Origin of the sequence: Paraburkholderia sp. BR13444 (assembly GCF_040948755.1) — a bacterium.
Classification (GTDB): domain Bacteria; phylum Pseudomonadota; class Gammaproteobacteria; order Burkholderiales; family Burkholderiaceae; genus Paraburkholderia; species Paraburkholderia youngii.
Map to the genome: position 1 here is coordinate 630409 of NZ_JBFPKM010000001.1, position 17784 is coordinate 648192.

18 protein-coding genes are annotated in these 17784 nt (G+C 65.6%); 13 read left to right on the forward strand and 5 right to left on the reverse strand.

Annotated elements, in window-relative coordinates:
- Positions 1–22 precede the first annotated feature (22 nt).
- Positions 23–982, forward strand: coding sequence for an alpha/beta hydrolase (locus AB3X95_RS02825; protein ID WP_368620610.1), 960 nt, complete (start codon positions 23–25; stop codon positions 980–982).
- A gap of 65 nt (positions 983–1047) precedes the next feature.
- On the opposite strand, the gene AB3X95_RS02830 is transcribed toward AB3X95_RS02825, so the two are convergent.
- Both AB3X95_RS02830 and AB3X95_RS02835 read right to left on the reverse strand, forming a co-directional pair.
- Positions 1048–1914, reverse strand: coding sequence for an NRDE family protein (locus tag AB3X95_RS02830; protein WP_176119835.1), 867 nt, complete (start codon positions 1912–1914; stop codon positions 1048–1050).
- 144 nt (positions 1915–2058) lie between these two features.
- Positions 2059–3126, reverse strand: coding sequence for a folate-binding protein YgfZ (locus AB3X95_RS02835; protein ID WP_368620611.1), 1068 nt, complete (start codon positions 3124–3126; stop codon positions 2059–2061).
- 78 nt (positions 3127–3204) lie between these two features.
- Here AB3X95_RS02835 and mltG point away from each other — a divergent pair, with 78 nt between their 5' ends.
- The 10 genes from mltG to AB3X95_RS02885 all read left to right on the forward strand — a co-directional run bounded on the left by mltG (position 3205) and on the right by AB3X95_RS02885 (position 13056).
- Entirely contained in the window at positions 3205–4215 is a 1011-nt protein-coding gene (gene mltG / locus AB3X95_RS02840; RefSeq protein ID WP_176367306.1) for an endolytic transglycosylase MltG, read from the forward strand.
- Positions 4215–4835 carry a dTMP kinase gene (gene tmk / locus AB3X95_RS02845; protein ID WP_368620771.1) on the forward strand — a complete coding sequence of 207 codons (621 nt, stop codon included), beginning with the start codon at positions 4215–4217 and terminating at the stop codon, positions 4833–4835. Before mltG ends, tmk begins: the two co-directional genes overlap by 1 nt.
- Before the next feature lie 94 nt (positions 4836–4929).
- Positions 4930–5973 carry a DNA polymerase III subunit delta' gene (locus AB3X95_RS02850; RefSeq protein ID WP_176119831.1) on the forward strand — a complete coding sequence of 348 codons (1044 nt, stop codon included), beginning with the start codon at positions 4930–4932 and terminating at the stop codon, positions 5971–5973.
- 49 nt (positions 5974–6022) lie between these two features.
- Positions 6023–6538, forward strand: coding sequence for an N-acetyltransferase family protein (locus AB3X95_RS02855; RefSeq protein WP_368586290.1), 516 nt, complete (start codon positions 6023–6025; stop codon positions 6536–6538).
- A 119-nt stretch (positions 6539–6657) separates the two neighbouring features.
- Positions 6658–7449 carry a TatD family hydrolase gene (locus tag AB3X95_RS02860; RefSeq protein WP_368620612.1) on the forward strand — a complete coding sequence of 264 codons (792 nt, stop codon included), beginning with the start codon at positions 6658–6660 and terminating at the stop codon, positions 7447–7449.
- Between the two features lie 48 nt (positions 7450–7497).
- The gene (locus AB3X95_RS02865) at positions 7498–8229 is read left to right on the forward strand and encodes an ankyrin repeat domain-containing protein (protein ID WP_176119828.1); all 732 of its coding nucleotides are present in this window, start codon (positions 7498–7500) and stop codon (positions 8227–8229) included.
- A 191-nt stretch (positions 8230–8420) separates the two neighbouring features.
- Positions 8421–8777 carry a Rap1a/Tai family immunity protein gene (locus tag AB3X95_RS02870; RefSeq protein ID WP_176108572.1) on the forward strand — a complete coding sequence of 119 codons (357 nt, stop codon included), beginning with the start codon at positions 8421–8423 and terminating at the stop codon, positions 8775–8777.
- A gap of 156 nt (positions 8778–8933) precedes the next feature.
- Entirely contained in the window at positions 8934–10157 is a 1224-nt protein-coding gene (locus AB3X95_RS02875) for a mechanosensitive ion channel family protein (protein WP_176367303.1), read from the forward strand.
- Positions 10158–10309: 152 nt separating this feature from the next.
- Positions 10310–11722, forward strand: coding sequence for an alpha,alpha-trehalose-phosphate synthase (UDP-forming) (gene otsA, locus AB3X95_RS02880; RefSeq protein ID WP_176108570.1), 1413 nt, complete (start codon positions 10310–10312; stop codon positions 11720–11722).
- Positions 11723–11988: 266 nt separating this feature from the next.
- A complete protein-coding gene (locus AB3X95_RS02885) occupies positions 11989–13056 on the forward strand; it encodes a glycosyltransferase family 4 protein (protein WP_176119827.1) in 1068 nt (355 codons plus the stop codon).
- A gap of 247 nt (positions 13057–13303) precedes the next feature.
- Here AB3X95_RS02885 and AB3X95_RS02890 read toward each other — a convergent pair whose 3' ends face one another.
- The 3 genes from AB3X95_RS02890 to AB3X95_RS02900 all read right to left on the reverse strand — a co-directional run bounded on the left by AB3X95_RS02890 (position 13304) and on the right by AB3X95_RS02900 (position 15258).
- Positions 13304–13891, reverse strand: coding sequence for a YSC84-related protein (locus AB3X95_RS02890; protein WP_176108568.1), 588 nt, complete (start codon positions 13889–13891; stop codon positions 13304–13306).
- 386 nt (positions 13892–14277) lie between these two features.
- On the reverse strand, positions 14278–14727 hold the full coding sequence (locus tag AB3X95_RS02895) for a hypothetical protein (protein WP_176119826.1): 450 nt from the start codon (positions 14725–14727) through the stop codon (positions 14278–14280).
- A gap of 231 nt (positions 14728–14958) precedes the next feature.
- On the reverse strand, positions 14959–15258 hold the full coding sequence (locus tag AB3X95_RS02900; protein ID WP_018431983.1) for a PsiF family protein: 300 nt from the start codon (positions 15256–15258) through the stop codon (positions 14959–14961).
- Between the two features lie 450 nt (positions 15259–15708).
- Between AB3X95_RS02900 and AB3X95_RS02905 the strand changes: the two genes are divergently transcribed.
- Both AB3X95_RS02905 and AB3X95_RS02910 read left to right on the forward strand, forming a co-directional pair.
- The gene (locus AB3X95_RS02905; protein WP_176367301.1) at positions 15709–16008 is read left to right on the forward strand and encodes a YciI-like protein; all 300 of its coding nucleotides are present in this window, start codon (positions 15709–15711) and stop codon (positions 16006–16008) included.
- Between the two features lie 582 nt (positions 16009–16590).
- On the forward strand, positions 16591–17772 hold the full coding sequence (locus tag AB3X95_RS02910) for a transposase (RefSeq protein ID WP_368620613.1): 1182 nt from the start codon (positions 16591–16593) through the stop codon (positions 17770–17772).
- The last annotated feature ends 12 nt before the right edge of the window (positions 17773–17784 follow it).

Here is a 17784-nt window from a genome sequence, read left to right on the forward strand (position 1 = left end):
TGCGCATCACGTTGCTGAAACCATGCCGCTGAATCCAACGATCGAGCAGGTGCTCGACATGATCGCGCGGGCCAAACGCCCGCAGTATCACCAGATGAGCGCGCAAGCGGCGCGCGCGTCGTACGAGAAAAGCGCGCCGATCCTCGAGATCCCGAGCGCGCCGATGTTCTCCGTCGAAGACCTGCTGGTGCCGACGCGCGACGGCGCGACGATCCGCGCGCGCCTTTATTTCCCGGTCGAGCCGAACTGGGCCGAGCCGCTGCCGGCGTTCGTGTACTACCACGGCGGCGGCTTCACGGTCGGCAGCGTCGACACGCACGATGCGCTGTGCCGGATGTTCGCGCGAGACGGCCAGTGCGCGGTGCTGTCGGTCGATTACCGGCTCGCGCCCGAGCACAAGTTTCCGACCGCGGTCGACGATGCCTTCGATGCCCTTAGCTGGCTGCACGCGCACGCGGCCGAGTTCGGCATCGACGACACCCGGCTCGCGCTCGGCGGCGATAGCGCGGGCGGCACGCTCGCGACGGTCTGCGCGGTGCTCGGGCGCGATGCCGGGATCGCGCTCGCGCTGCAATTGCTGATCTACCCGGGCACCACCGGCCATCAGCAGACCGACTCGCACTCGCGCCTCGCCGACGGCTTCCTGCTGTCAGGCGACACGATCCAATGGTTCTTCGAGCACTACCTGCGCGATAGCGGTGATCGCGACGACTGGCGTTTCGCGCCGCTCGACGGCGAGCGCGGCGCGCCGGATTTTCGCGGCGTCGCGCCCGCGTGGATCGCGACCGCCGAATACGATCCGCTCAGCGACGAGGGCGATGCGTATGCGGAAAAACTACGCGCGCTCGGCAATCCGGTGACGCTCAAGCGCTACGCCGGCATGATCCACGAGTTCTTCAAGATGGGCGGCTTCGTGCCCGAAGTCGGACAGGCGCATGCGGATGCCGCGGCGGCGTTGCGCAGGGCATTCGGCATCGGGTGAGGGTAGTCGTCGCGAAGCGGTGAGCGGCCGGCGGCGAATGCGCCGGCGCGGCGCCGATCGAACGATCACGCCACGCTCATCCGGTCGCGCTCGACGTTGAACGCGAAGCTGCGCTCGAAATCGCCGGGCCGCACGATGCGGTGCGAGCCGTTATCGTCGCTGCGCTCGGCGACCGCGACGCCGATCACGTCGCCATAGGCGGCGACGCGCAGCGCGGTGGTGCTGCGCGTGCCGTATTCCGGCGATTCGATGAATGCCGCCGACAACACGCGCTCGCGTTCGAGCGGAATACCGGTCGACGGCAATTCGTCGTCGCGCGCGAGCCGCGGATCGCGCATCAGATCGATCAGGCGTTCGAGCGGCGGCATTGCATTGCGCGCGAGTAGCGTGCCGAGCTCGCCGCGCTTTCTGACCAGCTTCGGCCACGCGGTGTCGAGCACCGCGTTCGAGATGCCGTGCGTGCCGGGCGCGAGCAGCGCGGGGCCACTGTTTGCGTCGACGGCGCCGCGATTGCAGTACCACGCGAGCTCACGGCGCGTCCAGTCGCCGACCAGCAGGTTGAAGCCGTTGTAGATGTCGCCGCTTTGCGCGACGTGCTCCAGATAGGCGAGCGGCGTTTCGTGCGGATGGCCGTCGGCGTCGCGCGCGGCGCTCGTGAGCCAGTTGCTGACGAGCGTGCCGCGGGTCGGCGCATCGGCGCGCATTTCGCCCGGCGCGCGGTAATTGGTCAGCGCGGCGAAGCGGCCGTCGCGCGACAGCCCGAGCCACGTGCCGCCGCCCACCAGATCGCGGCCCGCCAGCACGCCCGGCGCGTCGCGCCACCAGCCGATCGGCTCGGCCGTGCGGCGGAAGAACTCATCGCGATTCGCGGCGAGCGTGAACAGCGGACCATCGACCGCATCGGGTCGCCAGTCGAAAACGATCAGGCACATCGGGGAGCATCTCCCGTTCAGAGCATGGGGCGGCCGCCTGATGCCGCAAAGGCAGACGGCAAAAAAAGCGACAAAAATCAGACGAGAATAAAGCAGCCAATAAAAAACGGCGCCCGATTGCGCCGCTTCTTACCTGCCCAACGATCAGACCTCGGCCGGCAGCCCGTAGGGCAGCGTCAGGAAGCGCAGCGCGGGGCCGTCGGCCGCGCTGACATGCACGCTGCCGCTGTCGAGCGCCGCGAGCTTGATCTCGACCAGCAGATCGACGCCGCCGCCTTGTGCCGATGCCGCGTTGACGATCATCCCGCACGGCTGGCCAGGATCGTCCGAGTGGAACAGTTCGGCGCCGGGGCGCACCGTATCAAGCTCGCCGGCGACGTTGGCGAGCGACGTGCGCCGCTTGATCGTGCCGCGATACTGGCTGCGCGCGACCACTTCCTGACCCGGATAGCAGCCTTTGCGGAAATTGACTGCGCCGAGCACGTCGAAGTTGACCATTTGCGGCACGAACTGCTCGACGACCGGCTGCGTGATGCGCGGCTCGCCCGCGCGGATGTCGAGCCAGTCCCAAACGGCCGGCGATACGCGCTTCAACTTGCCGTCCAGCGACGGCAGCAGCGCTTCGACCTGCGCCTTCGGTCCGATCCACAGATAGCGCAGCCGCTCCAACGCGTCCGGCACGCGGATCAGCGTGCCCGCGGTGCCGTCGACCTGCACGTGCACGCCGTCGGGCAGCGCGTCGAACACGCCGGACAGCGCGCCGCGCACGTCGCCCGCGAGGCCGACCACCGCGAGTTCACCGCTCGCGTCCACGAGCCTGGCTTTGGCGCGCAGCACGAACATCGACAGGCGCTTTTGCACGGCGGCCTGCACGTCTTTCGATACCAGCAGGCGGATCGTGTCGCCGCTGCGCCAGCTTAGGAACGACGCGAGCAGCCGGCCCTTGGCCGAGCAGTAGCCGGCGAGGCGCGCGTTCGCGGCATCGAGATGCTGGACGTCGTTGGTCAGCTGGGCGTGCAGGAAGCTGGCCGCGTCGTCGCCGGTCGTGTCGATCACGCCGAACTGCGACAGCGGCATGTACGCGCCGTGCTCCAGCACGGCAGCGAATTCTTCGGCCGACGGGCGCGGCAGGATGGGCAAGGCGGCGGGTGCCGCCGCGGTGGGAGCGAGACCGGAAGCGTTACCAGGGGCGTTCACGAGCGGTGTGTTCATGGATTCCGGGAACAGTCAATTCTGACTTTGGCTAAGGCAAACAGTTATTATATTCAGTCCAACCCAGTCACGTTTCGCATGACCCTTTTCAAGAAATGTTTCGCAGCCGGCGCGCTCGTCGTTGTGCTGGCCGCGGCGGCCATCGCCGCTGGATACTTCTGGGCCACCCGCCCGCTCGAATTGACCCCGGCGCAACTCGACGTCACCGTCAAACCGCACAGCAGCCTGCGCAGCGTCGCGCTGCAGCTCAATCGCGGCGGCGTGCCGGTCGAACCCGAGCTGTTCATCGCGATGACGCGGCTGCTCGGCCTGCAAAGCGACCTGAAGTCCGGCAACTACGAGTTCAAGAGCGGCATCACCCCCTACGAAGTGCTGCAGAAAATCGCCCGCGGCGACGTCAACGAATACGTGGCGACGATCATCGAAGGCTGGACCTTCAAGCGCATGCGCGCCGAGCTCGACGCGAATCCCGCGCTGAAGCACGACACGCTCGGCATGAGCGACGCCGATCTGATGAGCGCAATCGGCGCGCCCGAGGCGTCGATCGGCAACGGCGAAGGGCTGTTTTTCCCGGACACCTACCTGTTCGACAAGGACACGAGCGACCTCGACATCTACCGCCGCGCGTACCGGCTGATGCGCGTGCGGCTCGACGAAGCGTGGCTCGCGCGCGCGCCGAACCTGCCGTACAAGACGCCGTACGACGCTCTGACGATGGCGTCGATCATCGAAAAGGAAACCGGCAAGGCGTCCGACCGGGCGCTCGTCGCCGCCGTGTTCGCCAACCGTCTGCGCGCGGGCATGCCGCTGCAGACCGACCCCACGGTGATCTACGGGATGGGCGAAAGCTACGCCGGCCGCATCAGGAAGAAAGACCTGCAGACCGACACTCCCTACAATACCTACACCCGGATGGGCCTACCGCCGACGCCGATCTCGCTGCCGAGCGTCGCGTCGCTGCAGGCGGCGATGAACCCGGCGCCGAGCAGCGCGCTGTACTTCGTGTCGCGCGGCGACGGCAGCAGCATCTTTTCTGACACCCTCGGCGAACACAACAAAGCCGTGGACAAATACATTCGAGGGCAATGATGGCGCGCGGCAAATTCATAACGTTTGAAGGCATCGACGGCGCGGGCAAGACCACCCATCTGGGCTGGTTCCGCGAACGCCTCGAGGCGAAGCTCGCGCCGAGCGGCCGCTCGGTGGTGATGACGCGCGAGCCCGGCGGCACGCCGCTCGGCGAGCAAATCCGCGAGATCGTGCTGCATCAGAAGATGGACCTCGAAACCGAGGCGTTGTTGATGTTCGCGCTGCGCCGCCAGCATCTGGCCGAAGTGATCGAGCCGGCGCTCACGCGCGGCGACTGGGTGCTGTCCGACCGTTTCACCGACGCCACCTTCGCGTACCAGGGCGGCGGCCGCGGCCTGCCGCGCGACAAGCTGGAGACGCTCGAGCGCTGGGTGCAGGGGGGGTTCCAGCCGGATTTGACCGTGCTGTTCGACCTGCCGCCCGCCGTCGCCAACGAGCGGCGCAGCGCGGCGCGCAACCCGGATCGTTTCGAGAGCGAGTCGGCGGCGTTTTTCGAGCGCACGCGCGCCGAATACATCCGCCGCGCCGAAGAAGCGCCGCATCGATTCGCTATCATCGACTCTTCGCAGAGCATCGTGCGAATTCAGAAGCAGCTTGAAGAGTTGATCGCAACTCTTTGATTTCAAGCCGATATAATCGATTCTTATAACCACGTGTCAAGTTGATTCGCCACCTGAAGTAACGCGTGCAACCAATTGATTCAAAAATACAAAGATGATCTATCCGTGGCAAGCCGATGACTGGAACCGCCTGCAGCAGCTGCGCGGCCACTGGCCGCACGCGTTGTTGCTGCACGGCCAGGCGGGGATCGGCAAGCTGCGCTTCGCGCAGCACCTCGCGCAGGGCCTGCTGTGCGAGGCGCCGCTGCCGAACGGCGAGCCGTGCGGCGCGTGCGCGGCCTGCAACTGGTTCGTGCAGGGCAATCATCCGGACTACCGCATCGTCGTGCCGGAGGCGCTCGCCGCCGAAGCCGGTCTCGCGAACGCCGCGAACGGCGCCGACGACAAGGCCGAAAAAGCCGATGGCGACGAAGGCAAGAAGACCCGCACGCCGAGCAAGGAAATCAAGATCGAACAGATCCGCGGTCTGCTCGACTTCGTCGGCGTCGGTTCGCACCGCGGCGGCGCGCGCGTGGTCGTGCTGTATCCGGCCGAGGCGCTCAACGTCGCGGCCGCCAACGCGTTGCTGAAGACGCTCGAAGAGCCGCCCGCGGGCGTCGTGTTCCTGATGGTGTCGGCGCGCATCGACCGTTTGCTGCCGACCATCATCAGCCGCTGCCGTCAGTGGCCGATGAGCGTGCCCGCGCCGGACACCGCGGCGCCGTGGCTCGCCGCGCAAGGCGTCGAAGACGCCGCCGCGCTGCTCGCCGAAGCGGGCGGTGCGCCGCTCGCCGCGCTCGCGCTCGCCAGCGACGAGAACCGTCCGCTGCGCGACTGGACGCTCAAGCAGCTCGCGGCCGGCGCCGGCTGCGACGCATTCGCCTGTGGCGAGGCGCTGCAGAAGCTGCCGGTGCCGCTCGTGCTCGGCTGGCTGCAGCGCTGGATGTACGATCTGCTCGCGCAGCGCACCGCTGACGCGCCGCGCTATTTCCCGCAGGCGTCGGCCGCGCTCGCGCGCTGCGCCGCGCAGGCCGACGCCAATGCATTCGCACGCTTTCTGCGCACCGTCACGCGCCAGCGCGCGGTCGAAAACCATCCGCTCAACCCGCGGCTCGTGTTCGAGGAACTGTTCATCGGCTATCGCGCGCTGTTTGCGTGAGCCCACAGCCAGACAGCCTTCCGTCTTATTTCATTCAAGCCCAGCCACCATGAGCCTTTCCTACCGCGACGCCACGCTCGACGATCTGCCCGCGATCGTCGCCATCTACAATTCGACGATTCCGTCGCGTCAGGTCACTGCGGACCTCGAACCCGTCAGCATCGAGAGCCGGCATGCATGGTTTCATGCGCACGGCCCGCAGAAGCGGCCGCTGTGGGTGGTCGAAGATCCGCAGCAGGCGGGCCGCGTGATCGCGTGGCTGAGCTTTTCCGATTTTTATGGGCGTCCGGCCTACCAGCGCACCGCCGAAGTCAGCATCTATCTCGACGAAAGCGCGCGCGGCCAGGGTCTCGGCAAGCAGTTGCTGGCGGCGTCGCTCGACGCGGCACCCGGTCTTGGCATCGACACGGTGCTCGGCTTCGTGTTCGGTCACAATGAAGCGAGCGTGCGGCTGTTCCGCGGCTTCGGCTTCGACGCATGGGGCACGCTGCCGCGCGTCGCGGTGCTGGACGGCGTCGAGCGCGATCTGGTGATTCTTGGCAAGCGCCTTGCGCACGCGAGTTGAGCACGCTACCTAAGCAAGCTACCTGAGCAAGCTACCTGAGCAAGCTACCTGAGCCGTCCCAAGCGTTCCCGGCCATGCCGTCGCCCGGCCGCAAAGCCCTTTTTTCGCAGGACCTGACCATGTTTGTCGATTCACACTGCCATATCAACTTCGAAGGACTCGCGGACCGTCTGCCGCAAGTGCTCGACAACATGCGCAGCCATTCGGTGTCGCACGCGCTGTGCGTGTCGGTGGACCTCGAAACGCTGCCGTCGGTGCTGGATATCGCCAGCCGCCATGACAACGTGTACGCGTCGGTCGGCGTGCATCCCGATCACGAGCACATGCGCGAGCCGAGCGTGGCCGAACTGGTCGAACTGGCCGAGCACCCGAAGGTCGTCGCGATCGGCGAAACCGGGCTCGACTACTACCGCCTCGAAGGCCGCTCGATCGCCGACATGGAGTGGCAGCGCGAGCGCTTTCGCACGCACATCCGCGCCGCGCACGCGAGCGGCAAGCCGCTCATCATCCACACCCGTTCGTCGTCGGAAGATACGTTGCGCATCATGGCCGAGGAGCGCGCGGGCGTGCCGGGCGGCGTGATGCATTGCTTCACCGAACCGTGGGCCATCGCCGAGCAGGCGCTGGCGCAGAATTTTTACATTTCGCTGTCGGGCATCGTCACGTTCAAGAACGCTACCGATGTGCAGGAGGTCGCGCGCCGCGTGCCGCTCGAGCGTCTGCTGATCGAAACCGATTCGCCGTATCTGGCGCCGGTGCCGTATCGCGGCAAGCCGAATGAACCTGCGTACGTCAGTTATGTCGGACGCTTCATCGCGCAGCAACGCGAGATGCCGGACGAGGCGCTGGCCGCCGCAACCACGCAAAACTTTTTCAGGCTGTTCGGAATCGCCGCGCCGGCCGGTGCCTGAAAAAGCGGAGTAACATCAAGGAGATAGGAAGCTTTCCTAAAGCATCATATGAAAAATATTTCGACGTCGTCCGCTGCTTTCCAACCGCTGTCCGCCGGGCCGGGCGCCCGGGCTCTCGCGCCGGCACGCCGTCTTGCGTGCGCCGCCGCGCTCGCCTGCGCGGCGCTGGTCGCGGTGCCCGCGCATGCAGCGCCGATCGACACGCTCATCAAGGCGGTCAAGTTCGACGACGTCAGCGGCGTCAACAAGCTGCTCGCGAAGGGCATGGACCCGAACAGCGTCGACAATCAGGGCATGCCGCTGCTCGTGATCGCCGCGCGCGAGAAATCCGACAAGGTCGCGGCCGCGCTGCTCGCGAATCCGAAGACCGACATCGAGATTCAGGACAAGGCCGGTGAGAACGCGCTGATGATGGCGTCGCTGGTCGGCGACCTGAACCTCGTGAATCTGCTGATCGCGAAGGACGCCGAGGTCAACAAGAAGGGCTGGGCGCCGCTGCACTACGCGGCCGCCAACGGCCACGACGACATCGTCAAGGTGCTGCTCGACCACTCGGCCTACGTCGACACGGGCTCGCCGAACGGCACCACGCCGCTGATGATGGCCGCGCGCGGCGGCCATGTGTCGACGGTCAAGCTGCTGCTCGACAATGGCGCGGACCTGTCGGTGAAAAACCAGATCGGCATGACCGCGCTCGATTTCGCCAAGACCTACAAGGAGCCGGACGTCGTTGAAGGACTCACGGCCCGCATGCAGCAGACCCAGCAGCAGAAACAATGACGCTGTAGGCAGGCGGCGCGGCGGGCCCGCGAGGCCGTGCCGTTTTGCTGCGGTTTTGTCCGAGCCGCGTGGCAGCGGGCCTGCTGCCGCCGTGTAAAACAGTGCAGAATGACGACTTCGGCGCGCCGCGTAGCGCGCCGTCCGGACGCGGCAGAAAGACCGCGTGATAAACAACCCTGGAAAGGAACACCATGCTGCGGGCATTGATTTTCGCCGGCGCGCTTGCCTTGCCGCTTTCGGCGGCCGCGTTTACGGGAGGCGACCTCAACAAGCTGTGCACCAAGACGGACATCGCTTCGCGTAGCGCCTGCGCCGCCTACATAGAAGGCGCGGCCGACGGCATCTTCAACACGATCGACGCGATCGGCGGCACCACCGGTCCGCGCGTCGGCCAGTACTTCTGCCTGCCGCCGGATGCGCGCTCGGCGCAGTTGACCGACGCCGTGCGCAAGTACATCGCCGAGAATCCGAACGCCGCGGGCTACAACGCCAGCACGGCGATTTCGCTGGGTCTCGGCAAGGCGTTTCCCTGCAAGAGCGGCGGCTGATCGATAGCCGCCGCGCATCGAAGAACCCGTTGTAACGCCCAAGGCGCCGTCGAGCGCCCTGGGTGTCGGGGTCGTCGCTCCCGCTGGGGCGCCCCCGGATGTCAGTAGTCCCGCAGGCGCGCCGCCGCTCATCGAGCCCGGAGGAAGATGCCCGTTATGCCTACTATCGACGACTTCTACCGCGTGGCCGCCGCGCCGCTGCATACGTGGCTCGGCGCGTTGATCGTGACGGCATTCGTGACGATCGTGGCGATCGGCGTTCACCGCCTTGGCGCGCGCGTCGTGATGCGTCTAGCGCGACCGCATGCGCTGACGAGCGTCGTGCTGCGCTATATCGACAAGCCGTCGCTGTTCGTCCTCGTGATCCTCGTGTTCGCGTGGGTCTGGTCCGAGGCGCCCGATACCCTCAACTTCATCGAACCGGTGCGCGACATCACCGGCATCGCGCTGATCGCCGCGCTGACGTGGCTGTCGGTGCGCTCGGCCGCGGCGATCGGCGAAGCGATCATCCGCGCTCATCCGCTCGATAGCGCCGATAACCTGCAGGCGCGCCGCATCCATACGCAGGCGCGTGTGCTCGCGCGCTCGGTGATGATCGTCATTGTGATCATCGGTGTCGGCGGTGCGCTGATGACCTTGCCCAATGTGCGGCAAATCGGCGCGAGCCTGCTGGCTTCGGCCGGTGTCGCCGGTCTGGTCGCCGGTATCGCGGCGCGGCCGGTGCTCGGCAACCTGATCGCCGGTTTGCAGATCGCGCTGTCGCAGCCGATCCGCCTCGATGACGTCGTCGTGATCCAGAACGAGTGGGGGCGCATCGAGGAAATCACCGGCACCTACGTGTCGGTGCGGCTGTGGGACCAGCGCCGCCTGATCGTGCCGCTGCAATGGTTTATCGAAAACCCGTTCACGAACTGGACGCGCAACAGCTCACAGATCATCGGCACCGTGTTCCTGTTCGTCGATTACCGGATGCCGCTCGCGCCGCTGCGCGAGGAACTCGCGCGCATCGTCGAGAATGCGCCCGAGTGGGACCGCCGCGTGCAGGTGCTGCAGGTGACCGACTGCACCGAGCGCGCGATGCAGTTGCGCGCGCTCGTCAGCGCGCCCGATTCCGGTCTCGCGTGGGATTTGCGTTGCCGCGTGCGCGAAGGGCTGCTCGATTTCGTGCACCGGCACTACCCGGAATACCTGCCGCGGGCACGTGCGGAGGTGTCGGCGGAGCTGGAGACGAGCGGCGCTGGCCCGATCGACTGGCTGCCGCGCAGCCGCCAGGCGCCCGCCGGCAGCACCGCCGCGCATACCGAAGCCGATCCGGTGGCGAGCCGCCTCGGCCGCACTGGCACCGGCGAGATCCCGCAAAAGGCGAAGGAGCAGGCTTAGCAGGCGTTGCCGAGCGCCAATCACGAATCGCGCGCCGCGAACGTCGAGCGCGCTCACGCCCAACGATGCCCGGGCACACCAATTGCTGTTTATGGGCGCACCACGCCCGCGCAGTCGGCGCGGCGCAGCGCAAGAAATGGAGGAGATGCACTATGGGCCGATTGATCGTCGTGTCGAATCGCGTCGCGACGCCGACGGAGACCAAGGGATCGGCGGGCGGACTGGCCGTCGGCGTATTCGGCGCGCTCAAGGATGCTGGCGGCGTCTGGTTCGGCTGGAGCGGCGACGTGGTCAGCGAGACGGTCGCCAACGCGGGGCCGATGCTCGAGCAGGACGGCGCGGTGACCTTCGCGACCGTCGGCCTCACACGCAAGGACTACGACCAGTACTACCGCGGCTTCTCGAACGCGACGCTGTGGCCGGTATTCCACTACCGCAACGACCTCGCGCGCTACGAGCGCGACGAGTACGCGGGATATCGGCGCGTGAACGCGTGGCTTGCGCACAAACTGGTCAAGCTACTCGAACCGGACGACATCATCTGGATTCACGACTACCATCTGATCCCGTTCGCCGAGGCGCTGCGCAGCGAGGGAGTGACGAACCGCATCGGCTTCTTCCTGCACATCCCGTTTCCCGCGCCGCAGATCCTGCTCAACATTCCGCCGCACGAGGAGCTCGTCAAGTCGCTGTCGTGCTACGACCTGCTCGGCTTCCAGACTGCCACCGACCAGCAGGCGTTCCACGACTACGTGACCCGTCACGCGCGCGGCACGGTCAGCGCCGACGGCATCGTCGAGGCGTTCGGGCGCAAGCTGCGCACCGGCGTGTATCGGATCGGCGTGTTCCCCGACGAAATCGCCGAGCAGGCCAAGCGCTACGAAAGCCGCCAGCATGTGCTCGAACTGAAGCAAAGCCTCGAAGGGCGCAAGCTGATCATGAGCGTCGACCGGCTCGATTATTCGAAGGGGCTGGTCGAGCGGTTTCGCGCGTTCGAACTGCTGCTCGAACGCTCGCCCGAATGGCGCGGCAACGTCACGCTCGTGCAGATCGCACCGCCGACCCGCTCGGACGTCGCGACCTATCAGAAGATCCGCCAGGATCTCGAATACGAGGCGGGGCGCATCAACGGCCGCTACTCGGGGCTCGATTACACGCCGATCCGCTATCTGAACCAGCAGTACGACCGCTGGAAGCTGATGTCGCTGTTTCGCGAGTCGCAGATCGGCTTCGTCACGCCGCTGCACGACGGCATGAACCTCGTCGCGAAGGAGTACGTGGCCGCGCAGAATCCCGACGATCCCGGCGTACTCGTGCTGTCGATTTTCGCGGGCGCCGCGGCCGAGCTTTCCGGCGCGGTGCTGGTCAATCCGCACGATGCGATCGGCATGTGCGAAGCCTTGCAGCGCGCACTGCAGATGCCGCTCGACGCGCGCCAGCGGCGTCACGAGATCAACATGGCCGCTCTGCGCGAGAACGATCTCGGTGTATGGCGCGACAGCTTTCTCAGAGATTTGCGCAGCGTGCCCGTGCGCCGATCGGGCGAGGGTGGGGGCCACCAATGACGACGCGGTGATGGCGCGGCAAAGGCAAAGTTCGGCCAAAGCCGGCGCGCGACCCCTTGTCACCGGATGTAAGCCGCATGTAACAGCACCGAGCAATTGCAAGACCTGCGGCTTTTCCACCGACGCCAGGGAATAATCCTCCGTAGCGACGATGCATGCGGCGCTTAGGGACCGCGTGAATTGATCCGACGTCATGGCGCTGTCATACTCGGCGTCGCCGACGGCATCGCGATTGCGCGCCAGCCGCCGGCTCACGGAGACACAATATGAAGATTGCGCAGATCGCCCCGCTGACCGAATCGGTGCCGCCGAAGCTTTACGGCGGCACGGAGCGGGTCGTGTCGTACATCACCGAGGCGCTGGTCGAGCAGGGCCACGACGTGACGCTGTTCGCGAGTGGCGACTCCGTCACGAGCGCGAAGCTCGAACCGGTGTGGCCGCGCGCGCTGCGGCTCGATCCGGGCATTCGCGACCGCGTCGCGCCGCACATGCTGCTGATGGAACTGGTGCGCCGCCAGGCCGAAGACTTCGACGTGCTGCATTTCCATCTCGACTATTACTCGTTCTCGGTATTCAAGCGGCAGGAAACGCCGTTCGTTACGACGATGCACGGGCGGCTCGATCTGCCCGAGCAGCAGCCGGTGTTCGACACCTTCAACTCGGTGCCGGTGATCTCGATCTCGAATGCGCAGCGTCATCCGCTGCCGCAGGCGCGTTGGCTCACCACGGTCTATCACGGCCTGCCGGAGCAGCTCTATACGCCGCAACCGGTCGAGCAGAAGTACCTCGCGTTTCTCGGCCGGATTTCGCCGGAAAAACGCGTCGATACGGCGATCCGCATCGCGGGCCGCTGCGGCATGCCGATCCGCATCGCCGCCAAGGTCGATGCGGCCGACCGCGAATACTTCGAGCGCGATATCCGGCCGTTGCTCGACCTGCCGTACGTCGAGTACATCGGCGAGATCGCCGATCATCAGAAGGCCGAGTTTCTGTCGGGCGCGCATGCGCTGCTGTTTCCGATCGACTGGCCGGAGCCGTTCGGCCTCGTGATGATCGAGGCGATGGCGTGCGGCACGCCGGTGATCGCGTTCAATCGCGGCTCGGTGCCGGAAGTGCTCGAAGAGGGCGTGACCGGGTTCATCGTCGAGGACGAGATCGGCGCGGTGGCGGCCGTCAACCGGCTGCACAAGGTGCCGCGCGCGGGCGTGCGGCGCCGCTTCGAGGAGCGCTTCACGTCGCACCGGATGGCGCGTCAGTATGTGGAGGCGTATCAGTCGGTGATTCGCGCGCAGAAGCGCTCGCGGTTCAAGGTGATCGATTCGTCGGGCGCTTGACGTGGGATCGTTCGCAACTGTCGAAGCGAAGAACGGCGGTGCACGAGGCGCGGCGCCGTTTTTTTCGCGCCTGAGTTTTCTGGCGTATGAGCGCCGGCGTCGACACCGCACAACAAAAAACGCCGCGCGATGGCCCAAACAGGGTCCCTCGCGCGGCCTTCGTCGCGATGCGATCCGGATGCAAAGCCTGCGCGCGTGTCGGGATGCGCGCGCGCAGGTGTTCAGCGAAGCGTACCGGGAAACGCGCTCAGATCTTCAGCCGCGTGACCTTCGTGCCTTGCAGCGAAACGTCGCCCATCAGGCCCGCGTTGGTCAACACGAAAACCTGCACCGGCGCGGTGGCCGTGGTCGTGTCGACGGCGCCGTTCGCACCGATCTTCACGAGCGCGACCGATGCATCGACGCCGGCCGACCAGCCGTCCGCGTTGCGGAATTTGTCGAGCGAATCCTGCGTCATGAACAGGAAGATCAGTGCCTTCGACTGCGCGCCCGCCGTCAGGCCCAACGAGCCCGACACGGTGCTGTAGTAGCCGACCGTCGCGCCGCCCACTCGCAATGCGCCTTCGCCATACTGACCGCCGACGATGAAGCCCGCCTGTATCACCGACGGGAACACCAGCACGCCGCGCGCCTTCGACACCAGCTCACGCGAGCCCGGCACGGTCGTGAACAGCCTGGACAGCGTGCCGTCGACGCTGGCGTCGATCGACTGCCGTTTCGAGGCGTTGACATGAGCATTGTCCGGAGTGTTGCCCGTCGTCGTGCACCCGGCGAGTGCAAGGCCTCCGAAAGCTAGCGCAGCGGTCGTCTTCAACATGAAGTGTCGTCTTTGCATCGTTTTTCTCCGTGGTGGATCCGGGGCGCAACCGTGTTGATGTCGCCTGGTTGCCTCTGAGTTATAACACAGCCCGGTCTAAAAGGCGCGTTGCGTGGCAACGCGAAAAGCCTTATGGGACAAGGGTTTGAGGCTAATCGCAAGGTGCTTTTCAGTAACTTTGACCGGCCCGCCGGGTGGCGTCGAAGTACGCGTCGAGCGAAGCTCGGAGGAGGCGAAGCAGACGAGCGCCCGAGGCGCGGCGATTTTGGTGACGCTTCGCCGCAGCCCCGCGATGTGCCTGTTTTTACCGATTTTCGCGTGGCGCGGCGGCCCATCGACATGGAAATGAAAGTGTTGTTTCGACACAGCAAATGGCAGCGGAGTACCCGCGGCGCGGCCGCCGCTCACCCGTGATTCACCGGGCTCTTGACCGCGGGCGGGCGCCGCAGCGCGCGGCGCACCATGCCGATGATCGCGCCGATCGCGAACAGGATCGCAGCCGGCACGATCCAATAGCCGACGAACGCGTGCCACAGATACGCGAACAGCGTCGAGCGGCGCACGTTGTATTCGTTGATCGCCTCCTGCTGACGCGGCGCGTTGGCGGCCAGTACGTCGGCCGGGCAGCCGGCGGCTTTTGCGTCGTCGGGCTTGCCATGGCAATGCGCGGGCGCGCCGGCGGCGCGCTGCGCCTGAGTGAAATTCCAGGTGGTCAGCGCGCGCTCGAGATCGACCGCGTTGTACGACATTTCCTCGCGGATCTCGTTGACCGCGACGATCGCCACGGGCACGGCCCAGAATATGATGACCAGCAACCACCGCCTTAACCAGCGGTTTTTGTGCTTCGATACCATCCTTGCCTCCGATCGATGCTCAGTAGCACCAACGACAAGATGGCGGCCCCGTTTTGATTGGTTCTATGTGTGAGGGAGGGCCGTCTCCGCAGCCATCATAGAAGAAAACGGCGCGTTGCGGCGGGTGGACTACGAAGCCGGGGGCGAGCGGAGCGCCGCGTGGGTGGAACGATGCGCCGGCGCCGCGTCGACAGGCAGGGCGCCGGCTGGAGGAACGGCTACGCGTCTCGCTCAGTTGGCGGGCGCCGACGAGGACAGGCAGGTCTTCATGAACGCCTTGCGGTCGTCGCCTTTCTTGTCGCCCGCCTGCTTGTTGCAGGCCTTCATCTTGTCCTGCTGGCTCATCGGCGCGGCGGCTGCCGGCTTCGCGGAAAGACAGGTTTGCATGAACGCCTTGCGCTCGTCGCCCTTCTTGTCGCCGGCCTGCTTGTTGCAGTCGGCCATCTTGGTCTGTTGGCTGTTCGCCGCGAACGCCGGCGATACGAGTACCGCGCCCAACACCAGCGTAGCGATAGCGGATTGGATTTTCATGGGACACTCCATCGGTGGTGAAAACGTTTCTGGTCGTTTATGCGCGCGGGCGACGACGGCATCCATGGGCCCATCGGCGCATCCATTATGGCAAATGCCGTCTGCAGAACGGCTCGAAATGCGTTCCGGTTGACAGCGGTGCGCGCTCGTTTTCCCTGAGTAGCGGGGAGCAACCGGTGATGCGCCGTTTGAAACGATCGAAATCAACGAGTGCGCGAATTTTGTTATGCAATGCAGATTGGTTGCGCCGATTATTCCTTGCTAATTGAATAGAAATTACGGTTCGAGGTATTTGGATCTATTGTCAGCAGGCAATAAGAATTTCCGCATTGCTGCGAATGCAACTGAATAGAAAAGTGGCATGAAATTCGGCAGCCTCCGTTGTGCAGAATCGCGCTCCGATGGATGCCGGTACCGGTGTCAACCTTCATCGTTGCGAGGAGACTTACCATGCATTACCTGTTGATGTACGAGTTGGTACCCGACTATCTGGAGCGACGCGGCGAGTACCGCGACGCGCATCTGAAACTCGCTTGGGCCGCCGCCGAACGGGGCGAACTGCTGCTGGCCGGCGCGCTCACCGAGCCGACGGACGAGGCGGTGCTGCTCTTCACCGGCACCTCGCCGGCAGTCGCGCAAGCCTTTGCCAAGGCCGATCCGTACGTGCTATCCGGACTCGTCACGCGCTGGCGTGTGCGCGAATGGACCACCGTCGTCGGCGAGCACGCATCGAAACCAGTGCGCCCGTAGTTTCGCCCGAAGCGACTTCAACGTCTTTGCTCCCGCCTCGAACTCCGCGCATGCGCAGCGGCCGCATGCGCGCCTCCGATTGCCTCGGTGTCACCGCGGGTGCGCGCCGCCTTTCTTTCGCCGACGCTCGACACAGCCGATCAAATCAAACATCAAATGGCATAGAAATGCGTGCTGGATTGGCAATTGCATTTTTAAAGCACATTCTGTTCGGCAATGCTGTATTGTGCTTTGCAACAGGCCAGATTCGATGCAAGATAAGCAGCGGCTTTTGTTACGGCAATACGAGAATCGACGCAGCGAAACGGACAAGATTGTTTCTATCCGTAACACTTGTCTCACCTGTATTCATGCAAACAACGGGATGGTATGCTTCGTGCAGAAATTTTCCCGTGCACGAGTGAGACCGCGTTTTGTGCTTCGCAATAGGGAAGAGCCGCACCACACGTGGGCGGACTGCTCCGGCGAGCCGAACGGATAAAACAAATTTGTGCAACCGAGGGCCGCACACGGGTCGTGAACGCTAAGAATCCGTGGCAGGCCCAACGCCGCGGCCAGGCCAGGCCGCGTGGAGAAAATCCAATGTTTTTCGATGAGCTGAACAACGACGAATGGGCGCTGCTCGCGCCGCTCGTCTCTGACGAGCCGGCCGTCCGTCTGAACCGGCGCGGCCGGCCGCGCGCCGAACCGCGCATCGTGACGAATGCGGTGCTGTGGATCATGACCACGGGTGAGCCGTGGTCGAAGCTGCCGGGCCGCTATCCGTCCGGTCCCACGTGCCGTCGCCGCTTCGAAGAGTGGCAACTGAACGGCACTCTGCTGGAGATGGTCCGCCTGCTGTCGCGGAGCGGCCGCACCTTCGCGTACATTCCCCAACCGGCGCCGCCCGTTACGGCCAGACCCGTGGCGCCGGTTGCGCAAACCCCGAGCCCGCGCGAAGACAATAGTCTGCGCGGCGTGTCGTGGAAGAGTCCCGAGTCGTGGCAGGCGCCCGGCGTCGCGAGTGCGTTGAGCCAATGGCGCACGGCCGATCCGATCGGTGACATCACGCGGCAATTGTCGGGGCTCGGGCCCGCGGCAGTGCCGGCGACGCCCGTGGCGACATTCGCGTCGGCCGCAGCGCCAGTAGCGCATGTCGAACCCGCCGCATTCGGCACGGCCCGGACCTTCCCGCCCGACGAGCCGCGCCCGTCGCTGACGATGGCCCTCGCGCCGAGCGGCATGCAGGTCGCCGACTCGCGCGGTTATCTGATCTACGTGGTGGTCGAGGAAGTGCCGAATGCGATGTATCGCGGGTGGGCGGAGATCATCAGGAACGGCAAGCGTGTCGAGCGCTCCGGCCTCGTCGGCCCGCGCTTCGAGGATGCGCAGCACGCGCAGCAATTCGCGCTCGACTGGGCACGTCAGTGGATCGATCGCGAATGCGCAACCGACGCGGCGGCCGCCGCGATGACCGAGGTAAGCGCCGCTGAACCTGCGTCGGCACCCGCATCGAGCAACCCTGTGCAGCGCTCGGCGAGCCGTTCGTTGGCGGCCCTGCGTCATGTGCCGGAACCGGCGTCGATCGATGGCAGCGCGAATCACGGCGCGCCTTTGCACGGGCAGTTGAAGCCATCACCGAATGCATTGCGCGTGCCGCTGCGCCGCTATCCGTCGGACACCGCGAGCGCGAGCGTGACGAGCACGCCCGCGGTGACGACCGACAGCGGCACCGTGGAGCACTTTTCGGCGACCTACAAAGAACTCATCTCGTACGTGGGATGAACCCGGCGGACC

What these genes read in the sequence shown, in the direction of transcription:
- AB3X95_RS02830 (WP_176119835.1), bottom strand. Translation starts at nt 1,914, where the DNA reads ATGTGCCTGATCGTTTTCGACTGGCGACCCGATGCGGTCGATGGTCCG.
- AB3X95_RS02875 (WP_176367303.1), top strand. Translation starts at nt 8,934, where the DNA reads ATGCCTACTATCGACGACTTCTACCGCGTGGCCGCCGCGCCGCTGCAT.
- AB3X95_RS02860 (WP_368620612.1), top strand. Translation starts at nt 6,658, where the DNA reads ATGTTTGTCGATTCACACTGCCATATCAACTTCGAAGGACTCGCGGAC.
- AB3X95_RS02870 (WP_176108572.1), top strand. Translation starts at nt 8,421, where the DNA reads ATGCTGCGGGCATTGATTTTCGCCGGCGCGCTTGCCTTGCCGCTTTCG.
- AB3X95_RS02850 (WP_176119831.1), top strand. Translation starts at nt 4,930, where the DNA reads ATGATCTATCCGTGGCAAGCCGATGACTGGAACCGCCTGCAGCAGCTG.
- AB3X95_RS02910 (WP_368620613.1), top strand. Translation starts at nt 16,591, where the DNA reads ATGTTTTTCGATGAGCTGAACAACGACGAATGGGCGCTGCTCGCGCCG.
- AB3X95_RS02885 (WP_176119827.1), top strand. Translation starts at nt 11,989, where the DNA reads ATGAAGATTGCGCAGATCGCCCCGCTGACCGAATCGGTGCCGCCGAAG.
- otsA (WP_176108570.1), top strand. Translation starts at nt 10,310, where the DNA reads ATGGGCCGATTGATCGTCGTGTCGAATCGCGTCGCGACGCCGACGGAG.
- AB3X95_RS02835 (WP_368620611.1), bottom strand. Translation starts at nt 3,126, where the DNA reads ATGAACACACCGCTCGTGAACGCCCCTGGTAACGCTTCCGGTCTCGCT.
- AB3X95_RS02895 (WP_176119826.1), bottom strand. Translation starts at nt 14,727, where the DNA reads ATGGTATCGAAGCACAAAAACCGCTGGTTAAGGCGGTGGTTGCTGGTC.
- mltG (WP_176367306.1), top strand. Translation starts at nt 3,205, where the DNA reads ATGACCCTTTTCAAGAAATGTTTCGCAGCCGGCGCGCTCGTCGTTGTG.
- tmk (WP_368620771.1), top strand. Translation starts at nt 4,215, where the DNA reads ATGGCGCGCGGCAAATTCATAACGTTTGAAGGCATCGACGGCGCGGGC.
- AB3X95_RS02865 (WP_176119828.1), top strand. Translation starts at nt 7,498, where the DNA reads ATGAAAAATATTTCGACGTCGTCCGCTGCTTTCCAACCGCTGTCCGCC.
- AB3X95_RS02890 (WP_176108568.1), bottom strand. Translation starts at nt 13,891, where the DNA reads ATGCAAAGACGACACTTCATGTTGAAGACGACCGCTGCGCTAGCTTTC.
- AB3X95_RS02905 (WP_176367301.1), top strand. Translation starts at nt 15,709, where the DNA reads ATGCATTACCTGTTGATGTACGAGTTGGTACCCGACTATCTGGAGCGA.
- AB3X95_RS02825 (WP_368620610.1), top strand. Translation starts at nt 23, where the DNA reads ATGCCGCTGAATCCAACGATCGAGCAGGTGCTCGACATGATCGCGCGG.
- AB3X95_RS02900 (WP_018431983.1), bottom strand. Translation starts at nt 15,258, where the DNA reads ATGAAAATCCAATCCGCTATCGCTACGCTGGTGTTGGGCGCGGTACTC.
- AB3X95_RS02855 (WP_368586290.1), top strand. Translation starts at nt 6,023, where the DNA reads ATGAGCCTTTCCTACCGCGACGCCACGCTCGACGATCTGCCCGCGATC.